The 24032-nt window shown below is 43.5% G+C and carries 22 protein-coding genes; 17 read left to right on the top strand and 5 right to left on the bottom strand.

What is annotated here, in order from left to right:
• Positions 1 to 222: 222 nt before the first annotated feature.
• The 3 genes from CS562_RS05395 (at position 223) to CS562_RS05385 (ending at position 6453) form a co-directional block, all read left to right on the top strand.
• Positions 223 to 4284, top strand: coding sequence for an S-layer homology domain-containing protein (locus CS562_RS05395; protein ID WP_099854180.1), 4062 nt, complete (start codon positions 223 to 225; stop codon positions 4282 to 4284).
• Positions 4285 to 4444: 160 nt separating this feature from the next.
• Entirely contained in the window at positions 4445 to 5491 is a 1047-nt protein-coding gene (locus tag CS562_RS05390; RefSeq protein WP_076288504.1) for an AraC family transcriptional regulator, read from the top strand.
• A gap of 167 nt (positions 5492 to 5658) precedes the next feature.
• Entirely contained in the window at positions 5659 to 6453 is a 795-nt protein-coding gene (locus tag CS562_RS05385) for an SDR family NAD(P)-dependent oxidoreductase (RefSeq protein ID WP_076288505.1), read from the top strand.
• Positions 6454 to 6537: 84 nt separating this feature from the next.
• Here the strand turns inward: CS562_RS05385 and CS562_RS05380 are convergent, their stop codons facing one another.
• On the bottom strand, positions 6538 to 7443 hold the full coding sequence (locus tag CS562_RS05380; RefSeq protein WP_072732813.1) for a LysR family transcriptional regulator: 906 nt from the start codon (positions 7441 to 7443) through the stop codon (positions 6538 to 6540).
• Between the two features lie 134 nt (positions 7444 to 7577).
• On the opposite strand from CS562_RS05380, the gene CS562_RS05375 reads away from it, so the two are divergent.
• Both CS562_RS05375 and CS562_RS05370 read left to right on the top strand, forming a co-directional pair.
• Positions 7578 to 8156, top strand: a complete 579-nt coding sequence (locus CS562_RS05375; protein ID WP_076288507.1) for a LysE family translocator — start codon at positions 7578 to 7580, stop codon at positions 8154 to 8156.
• 25 nt (positions 8157 to 8181) lie between these two features.
• Entirely contained in the window at positions 8182 to 9327 is a 1146-nt protein-coding gene (locus tag CS562_RS05370) for an epoxide hydrolase family protein (RefSeq protein ID WP_218966722.1), read from the top strand.
• Between the two features lie 102 nt (positions 9328 to 9429).
• On the opposite strand, the gene CS562_RS05365 is transcribed toward CS562_RS05370, so the two are convergent.
• Positions 9430 to 10089 (bottom strand): helix-turn-helix transcriptional regulator, encoded by a 660-nt coding sequence (locus tag CS562_RS05365; RefSeq protein WP_072732814.1) that lies wholly within the window; start codon positions 10087 to 10089, stop codon positions 9430 to 9432.
• 165 nt (positions 10090 to 10254) lie between these two features.
• Between CS562_RS05365 and CS562_RS05360 the strand changes: the two genes are divergently transcribed.
• The 9 genes from CS562_RS05360 (at position 10255) to CS562_RS05320 (ending at position 17393) form a co-directional block, all read left to right on the top strand.
• A complete protein-coding gene (locus tag CS562_RS05360; RefSeq protein WP_099854176.1) occupies positions 10255 to 11658 on the top strand; it encodes an MFS transporter in 1404 nt (467 codons plus the stop codon).
• 33 nt (positions 11659 to 11691) lie between these two features.
• Positions 11692 to 11997 carry a winged helix-turn-helix transcriptional regulator gene (locus CS562_RS05355; protein ID WP_099854174.1) on the top strand — a complete coding sequence of 102 codons (306 nt, stop codon included), beginning with the start codon at positions 11692 to 11694 and terminating at the stop codon, positions 11995 to 11997.
• A gap of 50 nt (positions 11998 to 12047) precedes the next feature.
• On the top strand, positions 12048 to 12386 hold the full coding sequence (locus CS562_RS05350) for a hypothetical protein (protein WP_099854173.1): 339 nt from the start codon (positions 12048 to 12050) through the stop codon (positions 12384 to 12386).
• Between the two features lie 44 nt (positions 12387 to 12430).
• Positions 12431 to 12787 carry a HesB/IscA family protein gene (locus tag CS562_RS05345; RefSeq protein ID WP_099854170.1) on the top strand — a complete coding sequence of 119 codons (357 nt, stop codon included), beginning with the start codon at positions 12431 to 12433 and terminating at the stop codon, positions 12785 to 12787.
• Positions 12788 to 12900: 113 nt separating this feature from the next.
• Positions 12901 to 13791 carry a UDP-N-acetylmuramate dehydrogenase gene (murB, locus tag CS562_RS05340; RefSeq protein WP_099854168.1) on the top strand — a complete coding sequence of 297 codons (891 nt, stop codon included), beginning with the start codon at positions 12901 to 12903 and terminating at the stop codon, positions 13789 to 13791.
• Positions 13792 to 13797: 6 nt separating this feature from the next.
• On the top strand, positions 13798 to 14259 hold the full coding sequence (locus tag CS562_RS05335; protein WP_099854166.1) for an Rrf2 family transcriptional regulator: 462 nt from the start codon (positions 13798 to 13800) through the stop codon (positions 14257 to 14259).
• Between the two features lie 4 nt (positions 14260 to 14263).
• A complete protein-coding gene (locus CS562_RS05330) occupies positions 14264 to 14803 on the top strand; it encodes an NADPH-dependent FMN reductase (RefSeq protein WP_099854164.1) in 540 nt (179 codons plus the stop codon).
• A gap of 216 nt (positions 14804 to 15019) precedes the next feature.
• Positions 15020 to 16243 (top strand): RNA polymerase sigma factor, encoded by a 1224-nt coding sequence (locus CS562_RS05325; RefSeq protein WP_099854162.1) that lies wholly within the window; start codon positions 15020 to 15022, stop codon positions 16241 to 16243.
• A 169-nt stretch (positions 16244 to 16412) separates the two neighbouring features.
• Positions 16413 to 17393 carry an SDR family NAD(P)-dependent oxidoreductase gene (locus CS562_RS05320; protein ID WP_099854160.1) on the top strand — a complete coding sequence of 327 codons (981 nt, stop codon included), beginning with the start codon at positions 16413 to 16415 and terminating at the stop codon, positions 17391 to 17393.
• A gap of 202 nt (positions 17394 to 17595) precedes the next feature.
• On the opposite strand, the gene CS562_RS05315 is transcribed toward CS562_RS05320, so the two are convergent.
• Together CS562_RS05315 and CS562_RS05310 are read right to left on the bottom strand one after the other, a co-directional pair.
• Positions 17596 to 18222 carry an HXXEE domain-containing protein gene (locus tag CS562_RS05315; protein WP_099854158.1) on the bottom strand — a complete coding sequence of 209 codons (627 nt, stop codon included), beginning with the start codon at positions 18220 to 18222 and terminating at the stop codon, positions 17596 to 17598.
• A 24-nt stretch (positions 18223 to 18246) separates the two neighbouring features.
• The gene (locus CS562_RS05310) at positions 18247 to 18828 is read right to left on the bottom strand and encodes a TetR/AcrR family transcriptional regulator (protein ID WP_099854156.1); all 582 of its coding nucleotides are present in this window, start codon (positions 18826 to 18828) and stop codon (positions 18247 to 18249) included.
• A 289-nt stretch (positions 18829 to 19117) separates the two neighbouring features.
• On the opposite strand from CS562_RS05310, the gene CS562_RS05305 reads away from it, so the two are divergent.
• The gene (locus CS562_RS05305) at positions 19118 to 20023 is read left to right on the top strand and encodes a poly(ethylene terephthalate) hydrolase family protein (RefSeq protein ID WP_099854591.1); all 906 of its coding nucleotides are present in this window, start codon (positions 19118 to 19120) and stop codon (positions 20021 to 20023) included.
• A 136-nt stretch (positions 20024 to 20159) separates the two neighbouring features.
• Here CS562_RS05305 and CS562_RS05300 read toward each other — a convergent pair whose 3' ends face one another.
• A complete protein-coding gene (locus tag CS562_RS05300; protein WP_099854154.1) occupies positions 20160 to 21275 on the bottom strand; it encodes a GntR family transcriptional regulator in 1116 nt (371 codons plus the stop codon).
• Between the two features lie 407 nt (positions 21276 to 21682).
• On the opposite strand from CS562_RS05300, the gene CS562_RS05295 reads away from it, so the two are divergent.
• The gene (locus CS562_RS05295; RefSeq protein WP_076288522.1) at positions 21683 to 23062 is read left to right on the top strand and encodes an ABC transporter substrate-binding protein; all 1380 of its coding nucleotides are present in this window, start codon (positions 21683 to 21685) and stop codon (positions 23060 to 23062) included.
• Positions 23063 to 23133: 71 nt separating this feature from the next.
• Complete coding sequence (locus CS562_RS05290; RefSeq protein WP_024631712.1) at positions 23134 to 24027, top strand: carbohydrate ABC transporter permease; 894 nt, start codon at positions 23134 to 23136, stop codon at positions 24025 to 24027.
• The last annotated feature ends 5 nt before the right edge of the window (positions 24028 to 24032 follow it).

Here is a 24032-nt window from a genome sequence, read left to right as displayed (position 1 = left end):
TCATCAAACCTTTAAAAATAGTCTGTATATTTTGATCCAAATGGGAGGAAAACCATATTGATTATTATGTTAACTAAAACATTGTCCATATTATAAGTCAAATAAATGTAAGAGTTTACATAAGTTTTACTTCCCGCTAACCGGATGCTGATCTTCCCTTGTTATGCTAGGCCTGTTTGGATTTACATAAGCCAACCAATCATACATACAAAGGAGAGAATTATGATCAGTCACCTCTACAAAAAGATGTTATCCATCCTGTTATCGATTGCTTTGATATTCGGATGGCTTGCGGGATTTGGGGGAGTTAATTCAGCCCAAGCCGCATCATTGTCTGAGCCTGAGATGCTGTTAGAGCGTAATGCCAATTGGCATTATTTCGATCAGGGTCAGGATCTACAAGCGGAATGGCGCGCTTCATACGATGATTCGTCCTGGAATTCAGGACAGGCTCCATTTGGTTACAAAGACAACGGTAATGGCGTAAGCACTTCCTATTTTGGATCACTCAAAACGGAAGTCAGCTACGGTCTGGACAAAAAAAATAAACCCCGCACAACCTATTTCCGGACAAACCTAACCGTTAACAAAGATCAAATTGACGGTTACGGGCAAATTCTTGGCACATTCGGTATTGATGACGGTGCAGTGATCTATGTGAATGGTGTGGAAGTCATTCGTTTTGGCATGCCGGATGGAGAGATTGTGTACTCTACTCAAGCAACCTCAAATAAGGACTTGCCGGTTATGTATGAGAATATCGACCTGACTGAGCCAATGAAAGTCAATTTGCATGAAGGCTCAAACGAAATTGCGGTCGAAGTGCATCAACAGAGCGACAGCAGCTCTGACCTGTATTTTGACATGGAGCTTAAAGCCTTGGCTAATGCGCCATCGCTGGATATCAGCAAAGTAACAGTTACCTTCTACGGTGATGCAACCAGCACCAAAGGTTTCACTTGGTATACGCCGCTTGCTTCTGCACAGAGCACGGTTCAAGTGGTACGTAACCAGGGAGGTGTTACTGACTTCGGTCAGGCACAAAGCTTCTACGGGCGTGAATCCGTGGCTTCCAACTCTCCGGGAGAACGGGTACACAAGGCGGAAGCAACGGGTCTTTTGCCAGATACCGACTATTCTTTCCGTGTTGGTGATCAGGATCTGGGCCTATGGAGTGAGGTTGGAACGTTCAAAACGGCTCCGGTTGATGGAGCATTTACCTTTATTGACCTGACGGATACACAAGCGAAGGAAGAGGATGAGGCGATCCTGTCCGGCTCTACTCTATCCAAAGCACTCGCGACTGTTCCGAATGCTGAATTTGTCGTCCATAACGGAGACGTTGTGGAGAATGGCACTTCAGAGCAAGAATGGAATTGGCTGCTTGGTCATTCGCAAGCCAGTCTTATGAACACGACCATTGCACCATCTGCTGGCAATCATGAGAATAAAAATTATGCGTTCTACGAGCATTTTAATGTGAAGCAGCCAGACGGTGCTGCAACGGTAACAGGCGCATATTATTCGTATAATTACAGCAAAGCTCATTTTATCGTATTGAACTCTAACGAGGATTCATCGGACTACGCCAACTTCTCGAATGAGCAAGTCGCATGGATGAAGCAGGATGTAGCGGAAGCAAAAGCCGCAGGAGCCAAGTGGATTATCGTTAATATTCATAAAGGCCCGTATACGACATCGAATCACGCCACGGATAGCGACATTATTGGTGCAAACGGGGAACGAAAAAAAATCGCCCCGCTCATGAACGAACTGGGGATTGATCTGGTCCTTCAGGGACATGACCATATCTATGCACGGACGAAGCCGATCAAGAGCGATGGTACCGCTGAAGATGTGTCCAAAATAACGGAGACCTTCAATGGACAGAGTATCGAATACGCGGTCCAACCGGATGGAACCATTTATATGATTCCTGCTACCGCCGGGGCCAAAGTATACTTCAAAAACGTAAAACCAGAACTTGGTGAAGCGTACTTCAGCTTGTTCGAGCGTGCGGAAGAAAACCACTCACGGCAATATGGCGACACCACGAGCGCAGCCAGAGGGCAGGTTCAGAACTTCGTTTCATTGACTATTGACGGAGACAAGCTGTCCGCCGTAACGTATGAGATTGACCAAAATAAGAATGCAGAACCATTTGTCGTGGACACGTTCGGGATTATCAAGGAATCGGATACAGTTCCTGTTCCAGAACAGGTAAACAAGGTAACGGTAACGTTCCATGGAGATCCTACCAAGAGCAAGGGGTTCACGTGGTACACTTCCGATCAAGTAACGAATAGCGACCTTCAGGTTGTAGAGAAAACAGCGGCAACACCTGATTTCACGCAAGCCAAATCGGTTCAAGGGCGCTCTGCAAAACCTGCGAATGCTCCTACAGAACTGATGCACAAAGCAGAAGTGACAGATCTGAAAGCTAATACAACTTATTATTTCCGTGTAGGGGATGCTTCCCAGCAAGTATGGAGCGAGACAGGTACCTTCCGTACAGCACCGGAGAAAGGCAAATTCACTTTCATTGATCTGGCGGATACACAAGCGAAGGAAGAGGATGAGGCAATTCTATCCTCTGAGACATTGGCCAAAGCATTGGCTACAGTACCGGATGCACAATTTGTCGTTCATAACGGGGATATCGTGGATACTGGTGTGAAAGAGGAACAGTGGAACTGGCTGCTAGGGCATTCGCAAGAAAGCCTCTTAAATACAACCATCGTTCCGTCCGCAGGGAACCATGAGGACAAGAATTATGCGTTTATCGATCATTTCAACATCCAGTCACCGGTGAATTCCGCTACGGAGACGGGAGCTTACTATTCTTATAATTACAGCAATGCGCATTTTGTTGTGTTGAACTCCAATGAGGATTCGGATGAGTATGACAACTTCTCATTAGAGCAAGTCGAGTGGCTGAAGAAAGATGTTCAGGCTGCCAAGAAGAATGGATCCCAGTGGATAATCGTTAACATTCACAAAGGGCCGTACACGACGTCAAATCACGCAACGGATTCGGACATCATGGGAGCAAACGGTGTACGTACCAAGATTGCACCGATCATGGCGGAGCTTGGCATCGATTTTGTACTCCAGGGACATGATCACATCTATGCCCGCACAAAACCGATTGATCAGCAGGGGAAAGCGCGTCAGCCTGAAATGATCACGGAGATGCAAAATGGACAGAAAATCGAGTACTCTGTGAATCCGGATGGCACAATCTATTTGATCCCGGCAACAGCTGGTCCAAAAGTGTATTACAAAAATCCGAGCACAAGTCTCGGTGATGCTTATTACAATCTTTTTGAACTGGCAGAGGAGAATCATGCAGCCAAATATGGTCCTGATCCGAATGACAACCGTCGACCAATGCGCAGTCAGGTACAGAATTTTGTGGGCATTACGATTGACGGCAGCAAACTGACAGCTGTAACGTATGAAATTGACCAAAATCAAAATGGAGCAGCGCCGTTCATTGTTGATCAATTCGGTATCGTGAAGAAGACGGAACCATCGAATCCGGGACCAGGAACGTCCAATCCGGGAACATCGAATCCCGGCTCAGGTTCAGGTTCAGGTAATGGTTCCGGTAGCAGTAATGGTTCTTCAGGAACCGGTGGCGATACAACAACCGGAAACGGTTCGAACAGCGGTAGTGGTAGCGGAACTGATTCCGGCAACAAACCGGATACTGGATCTGGCAATAACGGAAACGGAGGCACTGCGCCAGCCTTGAAAGATACAGCCGGACACTGGGCAAAATCAGCAATTGATAAAGCCGTGACGGCTGGATTCGTCAATGGTTATGGTGATCAGACCTTCCGTCCGAATCAGAAAGTCACACGTGCCGAGTTCATTACGATGCTGGGCCGTGCCTTGAATCTGAATACCGTAAGCGAGACTATTCACTATACGGATGATAACAAGATTCCTTCATGGGCGAAGCCTTATATTACAGCAGCTGCATCCGCTGGCATTGTCAATGGTTACGAGAATGGCTCGTTCGGTCCTAGCAAGACGCTGAGCCGGGCGGAGATGGTAACTATGATTGCACGCGCTGGCGGAATTCAAACGAATTCCAATGCGAAACTGGATTTCAAAGATGCAAAGGATGTCCCAGCATGGGCCGTATCCTATGTAGCTTCTGCCGTGGAAGCAGGTCTGGTGGGCGGTGTAGGTGGCAATCGATTTGCTCCGATGCAGACAGCTACCCGTGCTGAAGCAGTTACACTTATTGTTGGGCTTCTTGAACAATCGAAATAACGCTAAACCTAATTTCAAGAAACCAATGCGGAATGTTCCCGCATTGGTTTCTTGTTTTATTCTGGAGACCGGGAAATATTAGAGACATTGCAAAAGAATCAGAGTCCCTGTACAGTGGATGAATCATTAAGCAACAAAGACTCCAAGAAGGAGGGTATCTATGAAGTCCCACACCTTTGAGCGTATTAAATTCCCGGCAGGGTTTTGGACAGGCTTGCATCAATTAGGGATTGCCGCCCACGATGTAGCTCGTAAAGCACAACTGCCGCTCACGATTATAACTGAACCAGCTGTTACGACCGCTCAATATTTTGCGATCTGGCAGGCATATTCCGATCTCGTCGGTGACACTGCCGAAGGAATCATCAAACTTGCAACCGTCTTTGAAACAGGGAAATACCCGCCGAGTGTCTTAGCGACCTACCACGCACGTGACTACCGTGATGCACTACAACGAATGGCTCGCTACAAACAACTTTGTCCCCCTGAAAGCTTGCGTATTACTGAGGAGGGCGATGATTGTTCAATTGAACTGGAATGGTCTAACGAACAACCAGGTCCGTCATTGCTGGTTGGAGTCACACTGGCATTTCTCCTCGAACTTGGGCGCCGGGGAACAGGTCAACCTTTGACTGCGCGGCTTGTCGAATTTTCGCATACCATGGGTGATGTTCGAACCCTTGAGACTTATTTTGGCTGCCCAATTCGGATTGGTGCAACATGTAACCGGCTCACCTTACATCGCAAAGATTTGGACCGTCCGTTTCTTTCATACAACGAAGAGTTACTGGAGATCCTTACTCCCGCCCTGGACCGATCGCTGAATGAACAGCAGGGCAGTCGTTCTATTACAGACATGGTCAAATGGATTATGAAACGCAGTCTCACAGGAGGTCGACCCGACATTCAGGTCGTTGCCAAGGAATTGGGTATGAGCGATCGGACCTTGCAGCGCCGGCTTACAGAAGAGAATACAAGTTTCAAGCATCTATTGACGCAAGCAAGACATGAGCAGGCACGAGCCTACTTGGCAGACCCTACACTGGACATTAAAGAAGTAGCTTTCTTAATTGGATATGAAGACCAGAACTCATTCTACCGTGCCTTTCGTTCATGGGAAGGGGATACGCCAACGAATTGGCGTACGGAATATTTAGGAACGAATTCGCTATCCGAAGGATCGCCAGAATCATCAACTCTTCATTAACTGAATGCTTTATATCATTTGGCGTGTGATGCAAGAACTTTGGCGCAACACGCTAGTTACTCGGCTATGTAGACAAGGTAATATAAATCCTATCCGGAGCACAAGACTGTTTATAACATGATAACGATTCAGCTTGCCGCTACAAGAAAATAAAAGGAGTAGTTGATATGGATATGGGTTTATACGGTAAAACAGCTTTGGTTACAGGATCGACGAAGGGGATAGGGAAAGCCATTGCCATTGAACTTGCCAAAGAAGGGGTTAATGTGCTCATCAATGGACGAAATGATGCAGAGGTTGAGCGCGCAGTTCATGAAATAAAGACCGAGTTTCCCGCTACCTCACCTCAAAAAGCTACAGCTGATCTGGTGGACATTGGTCAAAGAGAAGCCTTATTTGAAAAATACCCCCAAATTGATATCCTAGTGAACAATATGGGAATTTATGAAATGATGCAATATGAAGATATCAGCGATGAGGTTTGGGAGAAATACTTCCGTACGAATGTTCTCGCTGCAAATGCTTTGTCCAAATTTTACATGCCTAAAATGTTGCAAAATGATTATGGCCGCATGATCTTTATTGCGAGTGAAGAAGCCATCATGCCTTCAGGACAAATGCCTCAGTATTGTATGACCAAATCCATGTTATTATCGTTGTCCAAAAGTTTATCGAAATTAACGGTAGGAACAGAAGTTACCGTCAATACAATCATGCCAGGACCAACCCTCTCTGAAAATGTGCAACAAATCATAGAGAGCATCTACCCTGATGAATCGATGACTTTTTTAGAAAAAGAGAAGGATTTTATGCGCAAAAACCTGCCTCAATCCGAAATTCAACGATTTATCAAGCCTGTTGAGATAGGCAGATTGGCCACATTTGTATGCAGTCCGTATGCATCGGCATTCAAAGGTTCTCCAATCCGTATGGATGGGGGAATGGTACCAACCATCTTCTAAACTTTGTTTTTCACTATACAACTGAACGTAAAGAACCTTGAGGGAAGCCCAAGGTTCTTTTTTCGTTTCCATATATCTATAAGCTTAATGGATCAAATCCGATTCGTTTTCTGATACACTGATTGATTTTATAACAAGCTCACTGAAAGCTTTAACGGCTGGAGAGAGCCATTTTTTCTTTTTAATCAGCATATGGGAGTAAAGGGGGTCAAACTGTTCGGAATGACTCACAATCTTAAGTTTTCCTCGTTCCACGTCTTCTTTAACTGTCATGTAAGGTAAAAAAGAAAAGCCGAGTCCACTCATAACGGTTTGTTTGATGGCCTCAATACTCCATAACTCCATCGTTTGAAACGGAGGAATATCATGTTTTACAAGATGTTTTTCAAACATGGTTCGATAACTGCATCCTTCTTCGTTGGTGATAAAAAAGGTGGGGTTGTTCTCAAGTTTATACGCATCAAAATGTTCCGGGCCGTCATTGCTGGAAACCAGTACTATTTTTTCCTCGATTAGCTGGTAATGAATGCATTTTTCCGGATGCAGCTCCGGGTACACCATCAAAGCTACATCTACACGCCCACTTATCAAATCAACCTGGTTTTGCTCACATGTACCGTTGGTAAGGATGAATTGAACTTGAGGATATTTCGATGAATACTCCTTGATGATCGGACTTAATCTGGAAATTGTTAAAGACTCTGGTGCAGCTACCCTTAATTTACCTTTAACTTCCTGTTCGCTTCTTATACTTTTAATCTGATCATGAGTTGCCAGCAAATCTTCTGCCAGCGGTATTAATTCCCTCCCCAGATGTGTAAGCTTCAATTGTCTTTTTTCGTATGTGAAAAGCTCCCCGCCAATCTCTTCTTCGAGGGACTGTATATGAGCCGTGATCGTAGATTGTGTGTAGCCCAATTGGGATGCGGCACCGGTATAGCTTCCAACCTCGACAATCGTCTGAAATGTGACAAGATGTCTAATTTCCATCCAAGTTCTCCTTAGCTTGAGACATGTATCGATAAAAATGATAGTGCTTTAAATAATTTCGATTTTATTAAGGGTTTAATTCATCATACAATAAAGTCCTTCAGATCGTAAATGATTTCATTGGGGGGTACAGCTTGAATATTGTAGCATTTCTAACGTATGTTATCGTGACCTCCATAACACCTGGACCAAGCAACATCTTGATGATGAATGAGGCACGGAAATTTGGCTTTATTGGATCATGGAGATTTAATGGTGGTATTTTAGCGGGGTTTGGCTTATTGGGGATCATAAGCGGCGTATTTACAACAAGCCTATATCACTGGTTGCCAGTTGTAGGGCCGTATTTTAAATGGGCTGGTGCAGCATATATGCTTTATCTGGTGTGGCTTATGATGGGGAATAAAAGCTCGGAAAAGGATTCGAGGGATGTGCAATCGTCATTTTTATCCGGTGTTATGCTCCAACTTATCAATGTCAAAAGTATATTGTTTTTTCTAACGGTGATGAGTGCTTTCATTTTGCCTTCTTCACCTTCTGGCGGGAGTCTTGTTATTTATTTGAGTTTATCGATCCTTCTGGGATGGTTGTCGTTACTTGTATGGTCGGGGTTTGGCTCCATGTTCAAAACCTTTCTAACTGTCCATGACAGGTCATTTCGATTGCTGATGTGTCTGTTGTTGACATACTCAGCGATACGTATTTTTATTTAACTCAAAACGTAGGAGGATAATTGAAATGAAACCGTTCAAGATCGCTATTCCAGAGCAACAATTACATGATTTATCTAACAGATTGAAACAGGTTCGATGGCCCTCTCGATTCTCTGAAGAACCATGGGCTTTGGGGACAGATCATTCCTTTTTGAAGCGATTAGTGGATTACTGGAGTTCGGAGTATAACTGGCGCGAGCAAGAAGCAAGACTGAATCGTTTCCCGCAATATATTGAGAACGTGGATGGTTTCGATATACATTTTGTTCATGTTCGAGGTGAAGGAGTTTCATCACGGCCGCTGCTACTGACTCATGGTTGGCCAGGATCATTCGTAGAAATGTTAGAACTGATTCCTTATCTAACAACCCCATCATTATATGGTGGACAGGCTGAAGACGCATTTGATGTGATTATTCCTTCTTTGCCGGGATTCGCATTTTCGAGTAAACCCATCCAGCCTGGGGTAGGTTCCAAATATGTAGCTACACTTTGGGCGAAACTGATGGATCGTCTGGGTTATGAAAGGTATTTTGTACAGGGAGGGGATATTGGAGCAGGAGTCTCAACGTGGTTAGCCTTCATCTACCCTGAGCGGGTGAGAGGACTTCATCTTAATTATATTCCTGGAAGCTACAGGCCACCACTTACTCAGAATACACCTTCGATGAGCAAAGAAGAGCGCACATACCTTGACTCCATAGCGGAATGGTCGGAACGAGAAGGCGCTTATAGCGCCATTCATAGAACCAAGCCGGAAACTTTGGCTTTTGCACTGAGTGATTCCCCGTCAGGTCTTGCCAGCTGGATGGTAGAAAAATTTCGGGGGTGGAGTGACTGTAAAGGAGATATTGAGAGTTCCTTTTCACTTGATCATATCCTCACGAATATCTCGATATACTGGTTTACCAATACCATTGCATCTTCCATGCGAATCTATACTGAAGGTGGCAAAATGCCACTGCATTTCACGGAAGGCCAGCGCATTACTGTTCCAACAGGGGTTTCCGTATTTCCCAAGGAGTTGCCGATGCCTCCACAAAGCTGGGTAGAGCGTGTGTATCATGTTACGTACTGGGAGGAAGCGGATAAAGGGGGGCATTTCGCTGCGATGGAACAGCCAAAGTTATTAGCTGAACATCTTCATCGTTTTATTCATTCCATTAATTAATTTCTCATACAATCCTTTTCTGGACTTTAACGGGAACAAAACGGAACCATTCAGAAAGTCGCCTGTTGGCGGCTTTTTATATAGTTATGCAAGTTTGTTTGGTTATGAATGATATTCTCTAACCGTATATATGCAGTTTCTTCCTCCAGCCAAAATATACTCTCCACGTTCAATATGAACTTGATCCCCCAGAACCGTTTTGAATAAATGCAATTCATTCTTACATAAGCCGGTACATACTGCTGCAGCTTCACAGATGGGACAATGCTTCTCTATAAATAAGAGGCTACCATCGCCTTGATCCTTAACCTCGGCCATATAGCCTTCATTTGTTCGAATTTCAGCCAGTTTCTCCAGCCTTTCCTTCACGCCGGATGCATCACCAATGTACTGAAGATATTGTTCTTGCATATTTTTATTCCGAACACTGAGCAGCTTGTCCAGTCCTTCATTTCCGAAAGCTTCTTTCATGGAATTGATCAGACTGACGGATAACTCCGAATATCCACTAGGGAAAAAACGATCAGCAGCGGGGGTTAATCTCCATAGCTTGGTTGGTCGACCCATGGGACGAGCCTCTTCTTCGAAAGTAACCAATCCTTCTTCTTTCAGTGCATTTAAATGCTGCCTGATAGCCATTCCAGATAACGCAAATTGGGAGGAGAGTGCCACAACATCCATTCCACCTTGCTGTTTAAGCAGGTTAATGATTGCTTTTCGGGTACTGGTTGAGGCATCCTTTTTCGTTTGATCCCGGCTCATGGTGAACCTCCTTTTTAAGCAACTGAATCTTCATTATTTCATACATTTTAAACAAATACATTGACAAAGTCAAAGGCGAACTGTAGTTTAAACTTTGTAAAGTAAAATGTTTACTAAGTATCCGGATACGGTGTATACATAAAATTCTCTTGGAGGTCCCATATCATGTCGTCCCATTCTCAAAGTATTTTCAGTCCGCGTTATTTTGCATTATCCATAGGAATTATATTGTCAGTGATGGCTGTTGGATTTGAAGGTTTGTCGGTAACGACAATTGCTCCTTCCATTGCTGGAGACCTGAACGGTCTTAACCTGTTCGGCTGGATATTCAGTACATATTTGCTTGCACAGATTATAGGCACCTTGGTTGTTGGTCGGATTATTGATAGAAGGGGACCTGCAGTACCATTTACGCTCGCACTTCTATTGTTTATTGTCGGCCTGGTCGCAGCCGCAACTGCAGGAGATATGTACACCATGATCGCGTCACGGGCCATGCAGGGTTTGGGTGCTGGAGCTATGATGACTTGCGTGTACACGGCCATTTCCTTAAGTTATCCGGATGAATTACGCGCCAAAATACTGGGAGCATTCGGTACAGCCTACGTTCTTCCGTCCATGCTTGGTCCATACATTGCAGGCCTTATTGCAGATCAGTGGTCATGGCGCTTTGTGTTCTGGGGGATTCTACCAATCTTGTTGATTTCAGCACTCCTTAGCTTACCTGCATTTACGAAATTAAAATCACAACCTGCCCAAGGGGCGAATGGATCTGCCGCAACTTGGATGGCACTGCTATTAACGATAGGTACGGGGACTTTATTAGTGGGACTTGGCAAGCTTCCGTCAATTATTGGATTTGTTATTGTCCTTATCGGGGGAGTACTGATGGTATACCCACTGCGCAAACTGCTGCCGGAGGGAACCCTTGCTTTGCGAAGAGGTATGCCCGCTATACTCGCTACGCGTGGATTGTTCTTCGCTGCTTATACCAGTACACAAAATTTCTTGGTATTGGCTTTAATTGAGGTCAAAGGCATTACACCTTCTCAGGCTGGTTTAATTGTAGCAAGCGCTGCACTGAGCTGGTGTGTCATTGCTTATTTGCAAGGTCGTTGGGACTCGGCAGATCAGGGTCGTGGACGTCATAGACGAATTATTACTGGTGTTCTCCTGCTTGCCATCGGAATTACCATCGTATTTTGGGTTCCTGTTGTGACCGTTACCGTAGCGGTTATAGGCCAGATCATAGCTGGGATAGGCATTGGATTAGCACATCCGATTAGCGGTGTTGTTGCGTTTTCTCAAACAGGAGAGGAAGGCGTTGGCAAAACCTCGGCAAATCTGCAATTTGCAGATTCGTTTACACCGGGCGTGGTCATCGGGATCGGTGGTTCCATCCTGGTGGTGTGTCAAGCTGGCGGGATGTCATTGCAATCAGGATTAATCGTAACGATGGGCTTTCATCTGTTGTTGATTGTCTTGAGTTTGATTGCCAGTACTCGGATTGCACCAGTAACAGACCAAATAAGAACGGGACTGCAATCGTTGGGTGTGAAAAACAAATAAACGGGGGTAAGCCAAGGAAGGTGTGATGGTACGATGTTGACTTCGGATACCGAGAAACTTTTCACAGCCTATCGTATTATTGGGACGAAATGGACGATCCATATCCTATGTACTCTTTCGCAAGGTCCTAAGAAATTCAGCGAGATTTACGAAAATGTGCCTTCCATCTCAGAAGCGATCCTATCCAAACGATTAAAAGGTCTTCAGGATGATCAGTTGGTGAAGAGAAAAGTCCTAACACATCCCATACAGATCATGTATGAACTTACACCCAAAGGGGCCGCTCTAGCTGCTTTCATACCCTGTTTGATGGAATGGTTTACTACAAATATGAATTAACGCAATGGAATATCCTGCGATTGCCATCATTTTTTCCGGAGGTTTTCTGAATGAACCATGTGATAATCCTATCAGATACGCATCACATTGTTAAAAGTTTAAGTTTGTTGATTCAAACCGAGCCGTCGTTACATGTACTGGAGGCTACTCGTGATGTGATCGGCAACATGGATCAACTTCCGGATAATTCTGTGATCATCGTAGATATGAATGTGGACAATATTGAGCTGTTAATAGAACAATTTCCCGAGAAATATCGAGTGATATTGTATAGCGGATCGCTGGAACTTATGGATATTCCTATCCATCTGCAATCAACAGGTTGTGGTTATTTTAATGCATATACGAGTCCTGAAGAAATCATTAAGATTTTAATGGGCTGCGTTTGAAAAGCAACAGCTTAGCCAAAAAATACGCTCAAGGAGGTATAACAATGATTCAGGTCAGTGAAGCAGCAGCAGAAAAAATCGTTGAAATCCTGGCAAGTGCGGATACCCAGAATTCTTTCCTTCGGGTCGGGGTGGATGAGGGGGGATGCAGTGGTTTATCCTATAACCTTATCGTAGATGAACAGCAAGAAGAAGGGGATATTTTATTAGATAAAGGTGTGTTTCGTATATTGGTTCACACCAATTCGGTTCCATATATTGAAGGACTTGAGATTGATTACGAAGAAAGTGGAATGTTAGGGGGATTCACCATGAATAATCCTAATGCAAAAGTTTCATGTGGATGCGGGGCCAGCTTCCGAATGGCGAATTACCGTGGTGAGGTCAAAAAATGTGATTAATTGTCAGGATGACGGAATATTTTCAACCAATATCTCATATTAAACATACAATGAAGGAGCTTTCTATTGGCCGATCGTGCAATCATGTCTTTTCAACTCAGGGAGAGAATGTCATGAATATTTTTGAAAATCACATACCTTTGGAAAAATTGAAATGGAATGAGCCATTAAAAGACCACACGTATATCAAACTGGGTGGTAAAGCAGACATACTTATCCATCCTACAACGAAAGAAGAAATTGTTAACGTGATTAACATTGCAAAAACACATCAAATACCTCTGACGGTCATTGGAAAAGGATCAAATGTCATTATCAAAGATCAGGGCGTGCGTGGAATAACGCTCTCTCTGAGCGAATTTGATCAGATTAAAGTCTATGGTGACAAGATTGTAGCGCAGAGCGGTTCCAACATTATTGATGTGTCACGTACAGCTTTGGATAACAGCTTAACAGGTCTGGAGTTTGCATGTGGGATACCCGGAAGTACAGGTGGCGCTTTATATATGAATGCAGGAGCTTATGGTGGTCAGATGGATGAGGTCGTTGAACGAGCGCTAGTGGTTACTAAACATGGAGAGTTGCTTAACATGGTCCGAGATGACATGCAGCTTGGTTATCGAAACAGTATCTTCCGAACGGATCACTACATCATACTTGAAGTGGAATTTAAGCTTAAACCAGGGAACAAGGATAACATCTCGAGTACCATGCAGGATTTAACGTTTAAAAGGGAATCCAAACAACCGCTTGAATTTCCCTCTTGCGGAAGTGTATTCAAACGTCCAGAGGGACATTATGTTGGAAAACTCATTCAAGAATGTAACTTACAAGGCACTCGCATTGGGGGAGCGGAAATTTCCAAGAAGCATGCTGGTTTTATCATTAATGCAGATGACGCCACTGCTGAGGATTATTTGGAATTAATCAAATTAATTAAAAAAACAGTACGTGATCAATTTAATATTGAATTGGAGACGGAAGTCATTATTTTGGGAGAGTAGGCTGCAATGAACAGTGAGCTAAGTGTTGTCATCTATATTCTGGTTCTCCTTAGTTCACATGAAAATGAGAAGCTAACCAGTACTCAGATCTCTGAAATGATTCGGGTGAACCCGGCAAGGATACGCCGAGTCCTTAGCTCGATCAAAAAAGTGGGATACGTTAAGTCAAAAGAAGGTATAGACGGTGGTTATGTTTTGTCCAAAGACCCGCATGAGATAACCTTGAAAGATGTGTACACCCTGGTATCTTCCAAACCGCTTCAGATCCCCAAACCATCCATGATGACAAAAGGGAATTTAACAGCAGAGGTAGATATTCAGCTCGTAAACATTTTCATAGAAAGTGAACAACAGTTAATGCAGCAGTTAGAAAAAATCACCCTAGGCAGTATGCTTCATGTGATGAAGGAATGTGCGTTGGGAAACGTGGAATCGTTTGATGATGAAGAAGAAATCATTGGAGGTTAATGTTGTGAAATTAATCGGATTGTCCGGGTCACTGATTGGATCAAAGACACCAGTAGGTGTGGATGCTGTACTCCAATTCGTAAAAAATAATCATCCAGAAATTGAAGTTGAACTCATAGATTTAAGAGATTATAAAGGAATCGAATTTTGCGATGGTCGCAAGTTGGAGGATTACAATGAAGACACCCAGTCGGTGGTTCAAAAATTGATAGATGCTGACTTTTACATGATCGGCACACCAATATATCAATCCTCTCTGACAGGCGTACTGAAAAATGTATTCGACCTTCTGCCTGTGCAGAGCATTTACAATAAAGTGATGGGTTTTCTAGCAACCGGTGGCACCTATCAACATTATTTGGTAGTGGAAAATCAATTAAAACCGATTGCCGGCTTTTTCCGCTCTTATGTCGCCCCAAGCTATGTATATCTGAATAGTGATCATTTTGATGCAGAGAATAACATTAAAGATACTGAAGCCTTAAGTCGTCTGGAAAAGTTGGCTGAGGAGCTGGTCTTCATGCAGACTCAATTAAAAGCTTGATCCCGCCTGAAATAAGCAAGGATTAAAATTTATGTTTCAATAAAGAACAAAGGTAGCCGGTCAGTGTGATCGGCTGCCTTTGTTTGTTTTTCATCTTCATAAAAGCAGAATTCATACTAAAGAGGCCAAAAAGTCAAAAATTATTTTTTCTCATGCGTGGCTATTTTGCTTCCTCCGGTGTCTAATTAAATGTAAATCAAGAGGAGGTTCCCCACCATGTCAGGAGCTCATGACACGAAACCTGTTTATCCGGATGAACAGGACAGCATCGCCATCTTTGAGAACACGTATGAGCAATATCGTCAACGAATCAGCAAATACTTCTCACTGAAATTGAATCCGTTGGTTGCAGATGATTTGACCCAACAGGTATTTTTGAAAGCAGTCGAAAATATTCACAGCTTTAAAGGAAGCTCTAATTTATTCACCTGGATCTTTAAGATTGCTCAGAACACGGTGAAGAACGAATATCGCAGGTTATCGCGACAAAAAGAATCTCCTTATGATTTTACAGATTATGAATCGCAATCGATCTCTCTTGAATTTACGAAACATGTTGATATTCGCATTGATATTGGCTCTGCGTTACAAAAGCTGGATGAGATTGATCAGGAAATTATTGCATTACGCTTTTTCGTTGACTGCACCTTGCCCGAAATTTCCAAGATAGTTGGACGACGGGAAAGTGCAGTAAAGAACAGACTATACAGGGCTTTGGAGAAATTAAGAAAAGAACTAAAAGAGTGGGGGGATATTGCCATCATGTCTATTCAAGACCTGATTTCCATTGTAAATAAAGGTGAAAACCATGATACGAATGATCGTACGACGAAAGTGCATCAAGATTTGTTCGATGAACTCAATAATAGTGTTGAACGAGTGTCGACCAAATATAAACATCATCCATCACAAAAGGTAGTTATTGAAATTTATCCTGATCTACCAACATTCCATCAAGCCGTTGGCGAAACAGATGCCCCCAATTGGTTTATGGGCACATATGAAGGGCGTACTCTGAAGATTGTCTCTCCATTGAATCCGGGACCGGAGCATACGTATCAATCCATTCTGAAAGGCACAGTCCACTTGTTCGCCATGTGGCTAATCAGCGACATTAATCCTGCAGCTCCCAAATGGATAAGACAGGGTATTGGTGGATATGAAGCTAAACAGATGTCCCAAGATTTCATTAAAGGTTCAACGGAAGATAATATTCGTAACCAGTTAATTCCATCTTTTGATGAATTAAATAACGATACGTGGGATTTTGAAACGATGAAAGGTTTTCAGTTCTCTTATATGATGGTGGAATTTGTGGTTGAGCGATACGGGATAGAGGCATTAAACAAACTGATTCGTAATCCTCAAGATTTTGAAGGGATCTTTCAATGTAGTGAGACTGAACTGTATGAGCAATGGGTGAAGTATATAGAAATATAATAGAAATTGCAACCTTATACTTTTGTTTATAGGCTCGGTGATAAATCGGGCTTTTTTTGTATTCGTAAAGTCTTGGAGCATTGAGGTAGAGGAATTCGTTCATATTTGACTTAGAGTACACTTTAAGTTGTAAACTTGAAGAAGACAGATCTGGAAGGAGATTATTTTGATGAACCAGGATAACAAGTCAAAAACCTTACAACATAAAATCGGTTCCGGATTCAACCATCGCACAACAGCTGAGGAAGTATTGAGTAACACGGATCTATCCGGAAAACTTGCCATCGTCACGGGTGGATATTCCGGATTGGGTCTGGAGACCACACGTGCACTCGTTCGTGCTGGAGCCAAGGTTGTTGTAACCGCACGTCGGCCAGCCATCGCCAAAGAGGCTCTTGCAGGACTAGCTGGTGTAGAGATCGATGAAATGGACCTCGCAGATCTCACCAGTGTCCGTGCTTTTGCCGATCGTTTTCTGGCAAGCAACCAGAGTATCGACATGTTGATCCTTAATGCGGGGATTATGGCTTGTCCAGAGACTCGCGTAGGGCCGGGCTGGGAAGCACAATTTGCTACGAACCATCTTGGACATTTCACACTAACTAACTTATTATGGCCGGCACTCGTAAGTGAGGAAGGAGCACGGGTTGTATCTGTTGCATCAACAGGACATCATTTCTCACCAATTCGCTGGGACGATATGCAATTTGAGAATGGCTATGAAAAGTTTCCTGCTTACGGACAGTCCAAAACAGCAACCATTCTGTTTAGCGTTGAACTGGATAGACGTGGTGCAGATCAGGGAGTGCGTGCGTTCTCTGTACATCCGGGTGGAATTCTGACGCCGCTGCAACGACATATGCCGAAAGAGGAAATGATCGCATTGGGCTGGATTGATGAGTCTGGTCAAGTTGCCAATCCAAACTTTAAAACGCCAGAGCAAGGGGCAGCAACGCAAGTATGGGCAGCGACATCTCCGCAACTTGAGGGAAAAGGTGGCGTGTATTGCGAGGATTGTGACATCAGTGAGCCAGCTCCTGCGGATGGAGCCTTCTTTGGAGTCAAGGACTATGCTATCGATCCTGAGCAAGCCCGTCGTCTATGGGAAGTTTCCGCCCAGTTGACTCAAACGGATTTACCAATCTCTTAAGATCTGTTTTCTGTTCACGAAGAAAGTCGCCTGAAATGGCGGCTTTTTTTGTGTTGGAAATGCCCTTCGTGAACAGCATCCTGTGCAAAAGATGTTTTAAAATAAAGTTCAAGATTTAGAAACTTAATCATTTCAAAAGAGAAACGTAAAACGCATCAAATCCTTAGACTCGATGCGTTTATTTTATATTGAAGTCACAGGTTTATTTTTTAGTATAAGATCCTAATTGTTTCTGTGAAAAAGGATGAACAGAGTTTTTGTTTCTCAGCCACATATTGCCTTTAACAATTAAAACATAGACAGCTACAACAAAATAAATGGTGCTCCACATCCAATTTGCTGGTGTTAACATATTCTGTTCATAGGCACTTTTAATGTACCAGATTCCAATTGGCAAATGCAGAAATATCGCTGAAAATAATCCGGGATTATATATACTTTTTGCCTTTATATTGGCGAAGATGCCATGCCAGATAATCTGGAAAAAACCCATTAATACAGGTGCCAGACCCAGCCATACAATGGAAGGGAAGAATACAGGCGGTAAATAAAACACATAGGCGATAATCAGATTAATAATCATGGCTGACTGCTGATTTAACGGGTATCTCTCAGGTGTCTTACTTTGGAACAGAGCTTTATTAAACAATCCTGCAAAGTAACCCGGCCATCGATATTCTTCAAATTGGTGCAGGAGTATGGCAATAAAGCTTAACCATAAAATGCTGTTAATGCGCGGAAGTGTTCCCCAATCCAAGATGAGATAAATACATACAAGGAATGCAATGATCAATCCCAAGTCCTGCCAATGTTTTCTTAACATGTTCAACTGAATCGCCTCCATCAATGTTGTTTAATGAAAGTATCTTTCAAAGAGCAGGTCAATTTGTGCATCGATAGAAGCAATCTTCACAGAAGCTCCTTTTTCCAGAATAGGACTCATAAGTGCCGGGAGAAAAAGCGCCCCAAAAATTTGCGTCATCATTGTGGTCAGTCGTTCCGGTTGTTGCTCTCCGGTTATCTCTTTTAATGTATTTTGAACTTTAGGGAACCCCAATAGATTTAAAAATGAACCGTATTCCTGTTGAGATGAGAAATCTGCTGAACCCATAAGAATAATTCTGGATAACAATTCGGGATATTCACGGATGACTTGTAAATAATCCATTAAGAATTGCTTTAATCGATCTCGGGCGGGGATGGATAATTCATCGAGTATAACAAAGGTATGCTGAAAGCTGCTCAGAATCATTTTAATAGATTCACTGATCAGATTTTCTTTGGAGCCGAAGTAATAATTAACCAGGGATACATTTGTGCCAGAGGCTTCGGCAATTTTTCGAATGGTGATGCCTTCAAATCCACTTTGTTTGGTGAACTCCAGTGTGGCTTGCATAATCTTTTCTTTTGTTTCACTTTTCTTGTCTGGTTCCATATGTAAAACCTCCAATAAAGTTATTTAAACAATGTTTAAAACAGTGTTTAAATTTATATTAGCACGATTTCCTAATATTGCAAGTCATACATTTGGATTATTGACCATTAACTAAGAAACATCATAGCGAAGGCTTTCGTTAAGGCATGTTCATTTTTTCGTGGGTGTTCTATTATGAAATGCGAAAAGGTTGATGTAACAAAAATATCTCTAAACAAAAAGCGCTATACCTGTGGTATGTTTTACGTACGTATACTGCTTTAATGTGAGAGGAGATTGTGTGCCACAAGTGAAAAGAGTAATTCGGAGCAAGTGGTTTCTATGGATAACGGGTGTTGTCGGTATTTTGATCGCTGCATTTTGCGTACTATCCTTTTTCCTCGTAAATTCGGTATCGGCTACTTTTGAAGCCGGAAGTGTTGAAGAAAAATATGCTCTGCCCGGCACGTACGAGGTAGATACGCTGGAGATCAAGGACAAACAAGGCGAGAAGCTCTACAGGGTTTATTCTCCGCAATCAACGGATGTCTTGCACCCGGTCATCGCTTGGGGCAACGGAACGGGGGCATTACCTGACAATTATGATCAGTTGTTAAGACACCTGGCCGGTTGGGGATTTATTGTCATCGATACATATAGCCAAACCACGGGTACAGGAAAAGAAATTATGGCTGCGATAGAATATATGCTTAGTGAAAATGAAGTGACAGTCAGTCCGTTTTATCACAGGATTCAAAAAGATCAGGTCGGTGCGGCAGGGCATTCCCAGGGATCAACAGGTGTGATTAACGCTCATACCAATTTTGAGAACGGGGATCTCATCAAAACGGTAGTTTCGATTGCTCTGCCTGATCTGAAATATTGTGATCCAGAGGATGTGTACGATACATCAGCGCTGAAGGTACCATTTTTTGTTATAGGGGGAACCCGAGATTTCATCATCTCCCCGTCAGATTCCAACAAATTGGCGTTGGAGAATACCAATCCGGATCTTCCGGTCTTAATGGCCATGGCTAAAGGAGCTGCACATACAGCGATAGAGCAGGATGGAGGACAGCATAGAGGTTATTTGACAGCTTGGATGAGATATCAATTGATGAATGATTTGGAGGCAAGAATGGCCTTTGTTGGAAAACATGCTGAAATAGGAATGAATAAACATTGGAAGGATGTTACTTCCGCAAATTTACAATAGTCATAGTTCACATAAATCGAAGGACCCTTCTCAAATGGAAGGGTCCTTCTTCGTAATTACGTTGAACTCTCAATAGATTACTATAAATATAAACGTTTTCAGTAGTGGTATCCTGTTAAATACCAAGTAACGGTAGCTATGATTTCGCCTTTGCTGTTGACTGTCTGGGAATAAGCTTCGTGGGTAACTTAACCTGTAGATACTCACTGCTTGGATTCTCCACTTGTTTCAGGATGACTCTGCCCGCTTCTCGTCCGAGTTCAAGTTCCTGCTGGACAACAGCCGTGGGTGGAATGGTACAGAACTCCGGAAATTCGACATCATCGAAGAACACAACGGATAAATCTTCCGGTACAGAGATCCCCATCTGCATCGCCGCTTGAATAACATGAGGGCTGAAATTGGAAGACAGAAGGGCCGTCATCTGCGGATTTGCCTGTAAAAACTTCTGAATCATCATGATAACCTCTTCATCACTGTCACTCATGGCCAGACGTGTCATCTGTATACTGCGATCAATCAGAATATGACGGTCCTCCAAGGCTTTCTCATACCCATGCAATCTGTCCTCAATACTCGATGTCCCCTCAGCAAGAGTGGAAATAAAGCCAATTCGACTGTGCCCAAGCTCATGAAGATGCTTAACTGCCTGAATAGCTGCCTCATGGTTGTCTGAGCTGATGGAGTTGGTCTCCACCCCTTTTAGATTGCGGTCCAGAAGGACTAGGGGGAAGCGATTTAGCGTAAGCGCAAGGATCTCATTGTTATAGTGTTCACCCTCAACGGGATAGATAATTAGTCCTCTAACGCCTGCCTGTTTCATTTCCTGGATTTTCAGAATCTCCGTCTCTTGTGAATCATTCGTCTTGGCAAATAACAATTGATAGCCATTCTCTGAAAGGGTGTCCTCAATTCCGCTCAGCAGATTGGCGGTGAACCGATTGTCGAGACGGGGGAGAAGGAACCCGATCGTTGGTGCTATGAGCTGCTCTTTTACCGCTGATGTGATGTTATGAATCTCCTCGGGGCTGTGATCGTTAACAAAGGTGCCTTTGCCTTGAAGTCGGTAGACAACTCCTTTATCGACCAAAGCAGTGAGGGCATTTTTCACTGTGATACGGCTCACACTGAATTGCTCAGCCAGTTCATTTTCGGAAGGAATTCGGCTGCCTGGTTTCCAATTTCCGCTTCGAATCTGGTCAATGATATATGTTTCGATTTTCTTGTACATTGGCTTGAAGGTTCTAACCATCGCATTTTATCTCCATTCACTATTAGTTCGTTCTAAATATATTATATTAATACAACATATACAAGTGCTAAAAATCAATAACAAGTGAGTAAGACAAGAAGATTGAAATTACGAACAAATATGATAAAAAAACCTTATGAATAAACAATTTATTAGGAATACACTTTGTTAAGTTGTATCTAAAAATAAACATTTACAAGTAAAAGTATGTTGTTTATATTGTTTTTAAAGTTTGTTGGATAAAGCGTTTCCAACGAGCCTTCACAATCTTATCTATGCTTCGAATTTTTTATCAAGTGTTCTTTAATTTAAAAAGGGGGTGCAGCGGTTTTTAACGCCAATTTGTTGTCGTGGAATATTCATTAAGCCAGAAACGATCCAAAATTAAAGATAAGGGTGGTTGCGGGATGAAAAAAAGAGCAGGCATGATCGTTACTTTGTTAACTGTTTTCTCACTCATTGTAAGCGCTTGCGGTGATGCGCAGTCCGGGGGGACGGAACCCAAAGCGAGTAAAGAGCTCACGATGTGGACGTGGAAGGTTGCATACACGCCAGGGATTGAAGCAGCTGCGAAATTGTATGAAGAGAAAACAGGAATCAAAGTCAAACTCGAGACCTTTACACCAGATGATACGTATCGCCAAAAATTCCAGGCGGCAGCCAACTCCAAAAATTTGCCGGATATCGTGAACTGGTGGGCAACGGCAGGAGATTCCATAGAGAACTCGGTGCTCGAGCTGTCTGGTGAAGTGAGTGATGATCTGTTGAACAGCTACTACAGTGCAGCAATGGACCCGATCATCGTTACACAGAGTCAGGTTGACTCTTGGAAAGAAGATAAGAATGCCACCACAATTCAAAAGTCACTGAAGACTGGCCAGTTCTACGGACTGCCGCTTGATATCGGAGGATTCTTTACTTTCTATGGTAACAAGAAGCTGATCGAAGAAGCAGGGTTGACAGCCGAAGCGCCCAAAACATGGGAAGAATTCGTCACCATGATGGAGACTGTCAAAGAGAAAACAGGTACTCCTGGGCTAGTGTTTGGTGCAAAGCTGCCTGATCTGTGGGAAAACTGGGCCGGTTCGGCACTGTCCATCATGCTGAACGAACCTCAAGGTTATATAGATCTGCTCGAAAGAAAGTCCAAACTAAGCGACCCTTCAAATCTGCCGGTAGTAAAAGCGATGGAGACATTGGCAAACAAAGATCTGCTTATGCCGGGAATTTTGTCAACGGATATTGATGGAGCAGACCAGGCGTTTGCTGCTGGCAAAGCCGCTTTCGATCTCGGTGGTTCCTTCACAATGTCTACGCTACTGGCTATGGGAATGAGTCCTGACGATATTTTCACCTTCCCGGTACCTCCGCTTGAAGGATCTAAAATTAACAGCTGGACGACTGATCCATTCACGTTAACGATGTTGTCAGTAAATAAAGATTCGCAGAACAAGGCTGAAGCGCTCGATTTCATTAAATTCCTCACCGGTGATCCGGATGCTGCTGTTGCTTTTGCTAATGCGGCGTATACAGTACCTGCGCTGAATCTGGGCGATCGTGCAAATGATCTGGACCCGAACCTGAAATCAATTTCAGATGCATTCGCTGCCGAACCTGGTCCTTACAGTCAAGCCTCACCAGCAATCAATACGTATCGTGGCAAGCACAAAGAGTGGGAAGTGTATGCCCAGTCCATGCAATCCATGATCGAGAAAAAGATGACTGCTGAACAAGTCGCCAAGAAGTTCGACGACACCATGGAAAGTCTGAAAGCGAGCGGGAACTAGAATACCAAAGCAATTGGCAAGCCCCGTAAGGGGCTGTCGATTGCCAAATTGAGAGCAAAAGGTGATTGATCATGATAAAAAGTCGAAATAAGTGGATGCCGTATCTCTTTTTACTGCCTGGCGTGCTTTTGTTTCTAGCCATCGGCGTGTATTCGGTCGGATTCTCGATCATGCTCAGTTTTTATAACTGGTCCGGGATCGATTTTTCCACCGCAAGGTTTGAAGGTCTGGCGAATTTTCGTCAGTTCCTGCTCGGTGATGATCCGATTGTAACCCGGAATTTCTATAATGCCGTTCTGCACAATCTGATTATTGCCGTTTCACAGGTTGTGGTCGTCGTTCCAATCGCACTTGTGCTGGCATTTGTGCTGCAAAATACGAAGGCAGCAACGTGGTACCGGACGATTTATTTTCTGCCGATGATCGCATCTGGCGTAGCTATCTTTTATGTATGGAAAGGTTTGTTTGAACCTAGTGGAGCATTCAACTCACTCTTCTTATGGATGGGTTTGGATTTCCTTGCTGTACCTGGTGGAATGCTGGGGAGTTCGTCTACTTCTTTACTCGGTATTATTTTGACATCAATCTGGGGTGGTCTGCCTGGAACGCTGATTCTGTACTACGCTGGTCTGACTTCCATTGATCCGACACTGTATGAAGCAGCAAGTGTGGATGGTGCCAAGAAAACAACCATGATATTGAAAATTACCTGGCCGTTACTGAAGCCAATCACGCTTATTGCCGTCATTCAGATGGTGAACGGAGCCTTTCAGGCCTTTGAGAATGTGTTCATCATGACAGGCGGCGGACCGGCTGGCAGTTCGGAGGTTATTGGTACGCTCGTGTACCGTACAGCTTTTCTAAACAATGATTATGGTCTGGCCAGCGCTATCGGATGGGTATCATTTCTGATTACAGGTGCCATTGCCATATTCAGTATTCGCTCATTCAAGGCAGACATCTAAAAGGA

Origin of the sequence: Paenibacillus sp. LK1, from assembly GCF_002750415.1 — a bacterium.
Lineage (GTDB): Bacteria > Bacillota > Bacilli > Paenibacillales > Paenibacillaceae > Paenibacillus > Paenibacillus taichungensis.
This window is presented reverse-complemented; position numbering and strand designations above follow the sequence as displayed.

Bases quoted from the DNA above. Each gene is read 5' to 3' on its own strand.
- CS562_RS05365 (WP_072732814.1), bottom strand. From the start codon at position 10,089: ATGAGCCGGGATCAAACGAAAAAGGATGCCTCAACCAGTACCCGAAAA.
- CS562_RS05320 (WP_099854160.1), top strand. From the start codon at position 16,413: ATGAACCAGGATAACAAGTCAAAAACCTTACAACATAAAATCGGTTCC.
- CS562_RS05380 (WP_072732813.1), bottom strand. From the start codon at position 7,443: ATGGAAATTAGACATCTTGTCACATTTCAGACGATTGTCGAGGTTGGA.
- CS562_RS05345 (WP_099854170.1), top strand. From the start codon at position 12,431: ATGATTCAGGTCAGTGAAGCAGCAGCAGAAAAAATCGTTGAAATCCTG.
- CS562_RS05290 (WP_024631712.1), top strand. From the start codon at position 23,134: ATGATAAAAAGTCGAAATAAGTGGATGCCGTATCTCTTTTTACTGCCT.
- CS562_RS05295 (WP_076288522.1), top strand. From the start codon at position 21,683: ATGAAAAAAAGAGCAGGCATGATCGTTACTTTGTTAACTGTTTTCTCA.
- CS562_RS05325 (WP_099854162.1), top strand. From the start codon at position 15,020: ATGTCAGGAGCTCATGACACGAAACCTGTTTATCCGGATGAACAGGAC.
- murB (WP_099854168.1), top strand. From the start codon at position 12,901: ATGAATATTTTTGAAAATCACATACCTTTGGAAAAATTGAAATGGAAT.
- CS562_RS05355 (WP_099854174.1), top strand. From the start codon at position 11,692: ATGTTGACTTCGGATACCGAGAAACTTTTCACAGCCTATCGTATTATT.
- CS562_RS05310 (WP_099854156.1), bottom strand. From the start codon at position 18,828: ATGGAACCAGACAAGAAAAGTGAAACAAAAGAAAAGATTATGCAAGCC.
- CS562_RS05385 (WP_076288505.1), top strand. From the start codon at position 5,659: ATGGATATGGGTTTATACGGTAAAACAGCTTTGGTTACAGGATCGACG.
- CS562_RS05335 (WP_099854166.1), top strand. From the start codon at position 13,798: ATGAACAGTGAGCTAAGTGTTGTCATCTATATTCTGGTTCTCCTTAGT.
- CS562_RS05370 (WP_218966722.1), top strand. From the start codon at position 8,182: ATGAAACCGTTCAAGATCGCTATTCCAGAGCAACAATTACATGATTTA.
- CS562_RS05360 (WP_099854176.1), top strand. From the start codon at position 10,255: ATGTCGTCCCATTCTCAAAGTATTTTCAGTCCGCGTTATTTTGCATTA.
- CS562_RS05390 (WP_076288504.1), top strand. From the start codon at position 4,445: ATGAAGTCCCACACCTTTGAGCGTATTAAATTCCCGGCAGGGTTTTGG.
- CS562_RS05300 (WP_099854154.1), bottom strand. From the start codon at position 21,275: ATGGTTAGAACCTTCAAGCCAATGTACAAGAAAATCGAAACATATATC.
- CS562_RS05350 (WP_099854173.1), top strand. From the start codon at position 12,048: ATGAACCATGTGATAATCCTATCAGATACGCATCACATTGTTAAAAGT.
- CS562_RS05395 (WP_099854180.1), top strand. From the start codon at position 223: ATGATCAGTCACCTCTACAAAAAGATGTTATCCATCCTGTTATCGATT.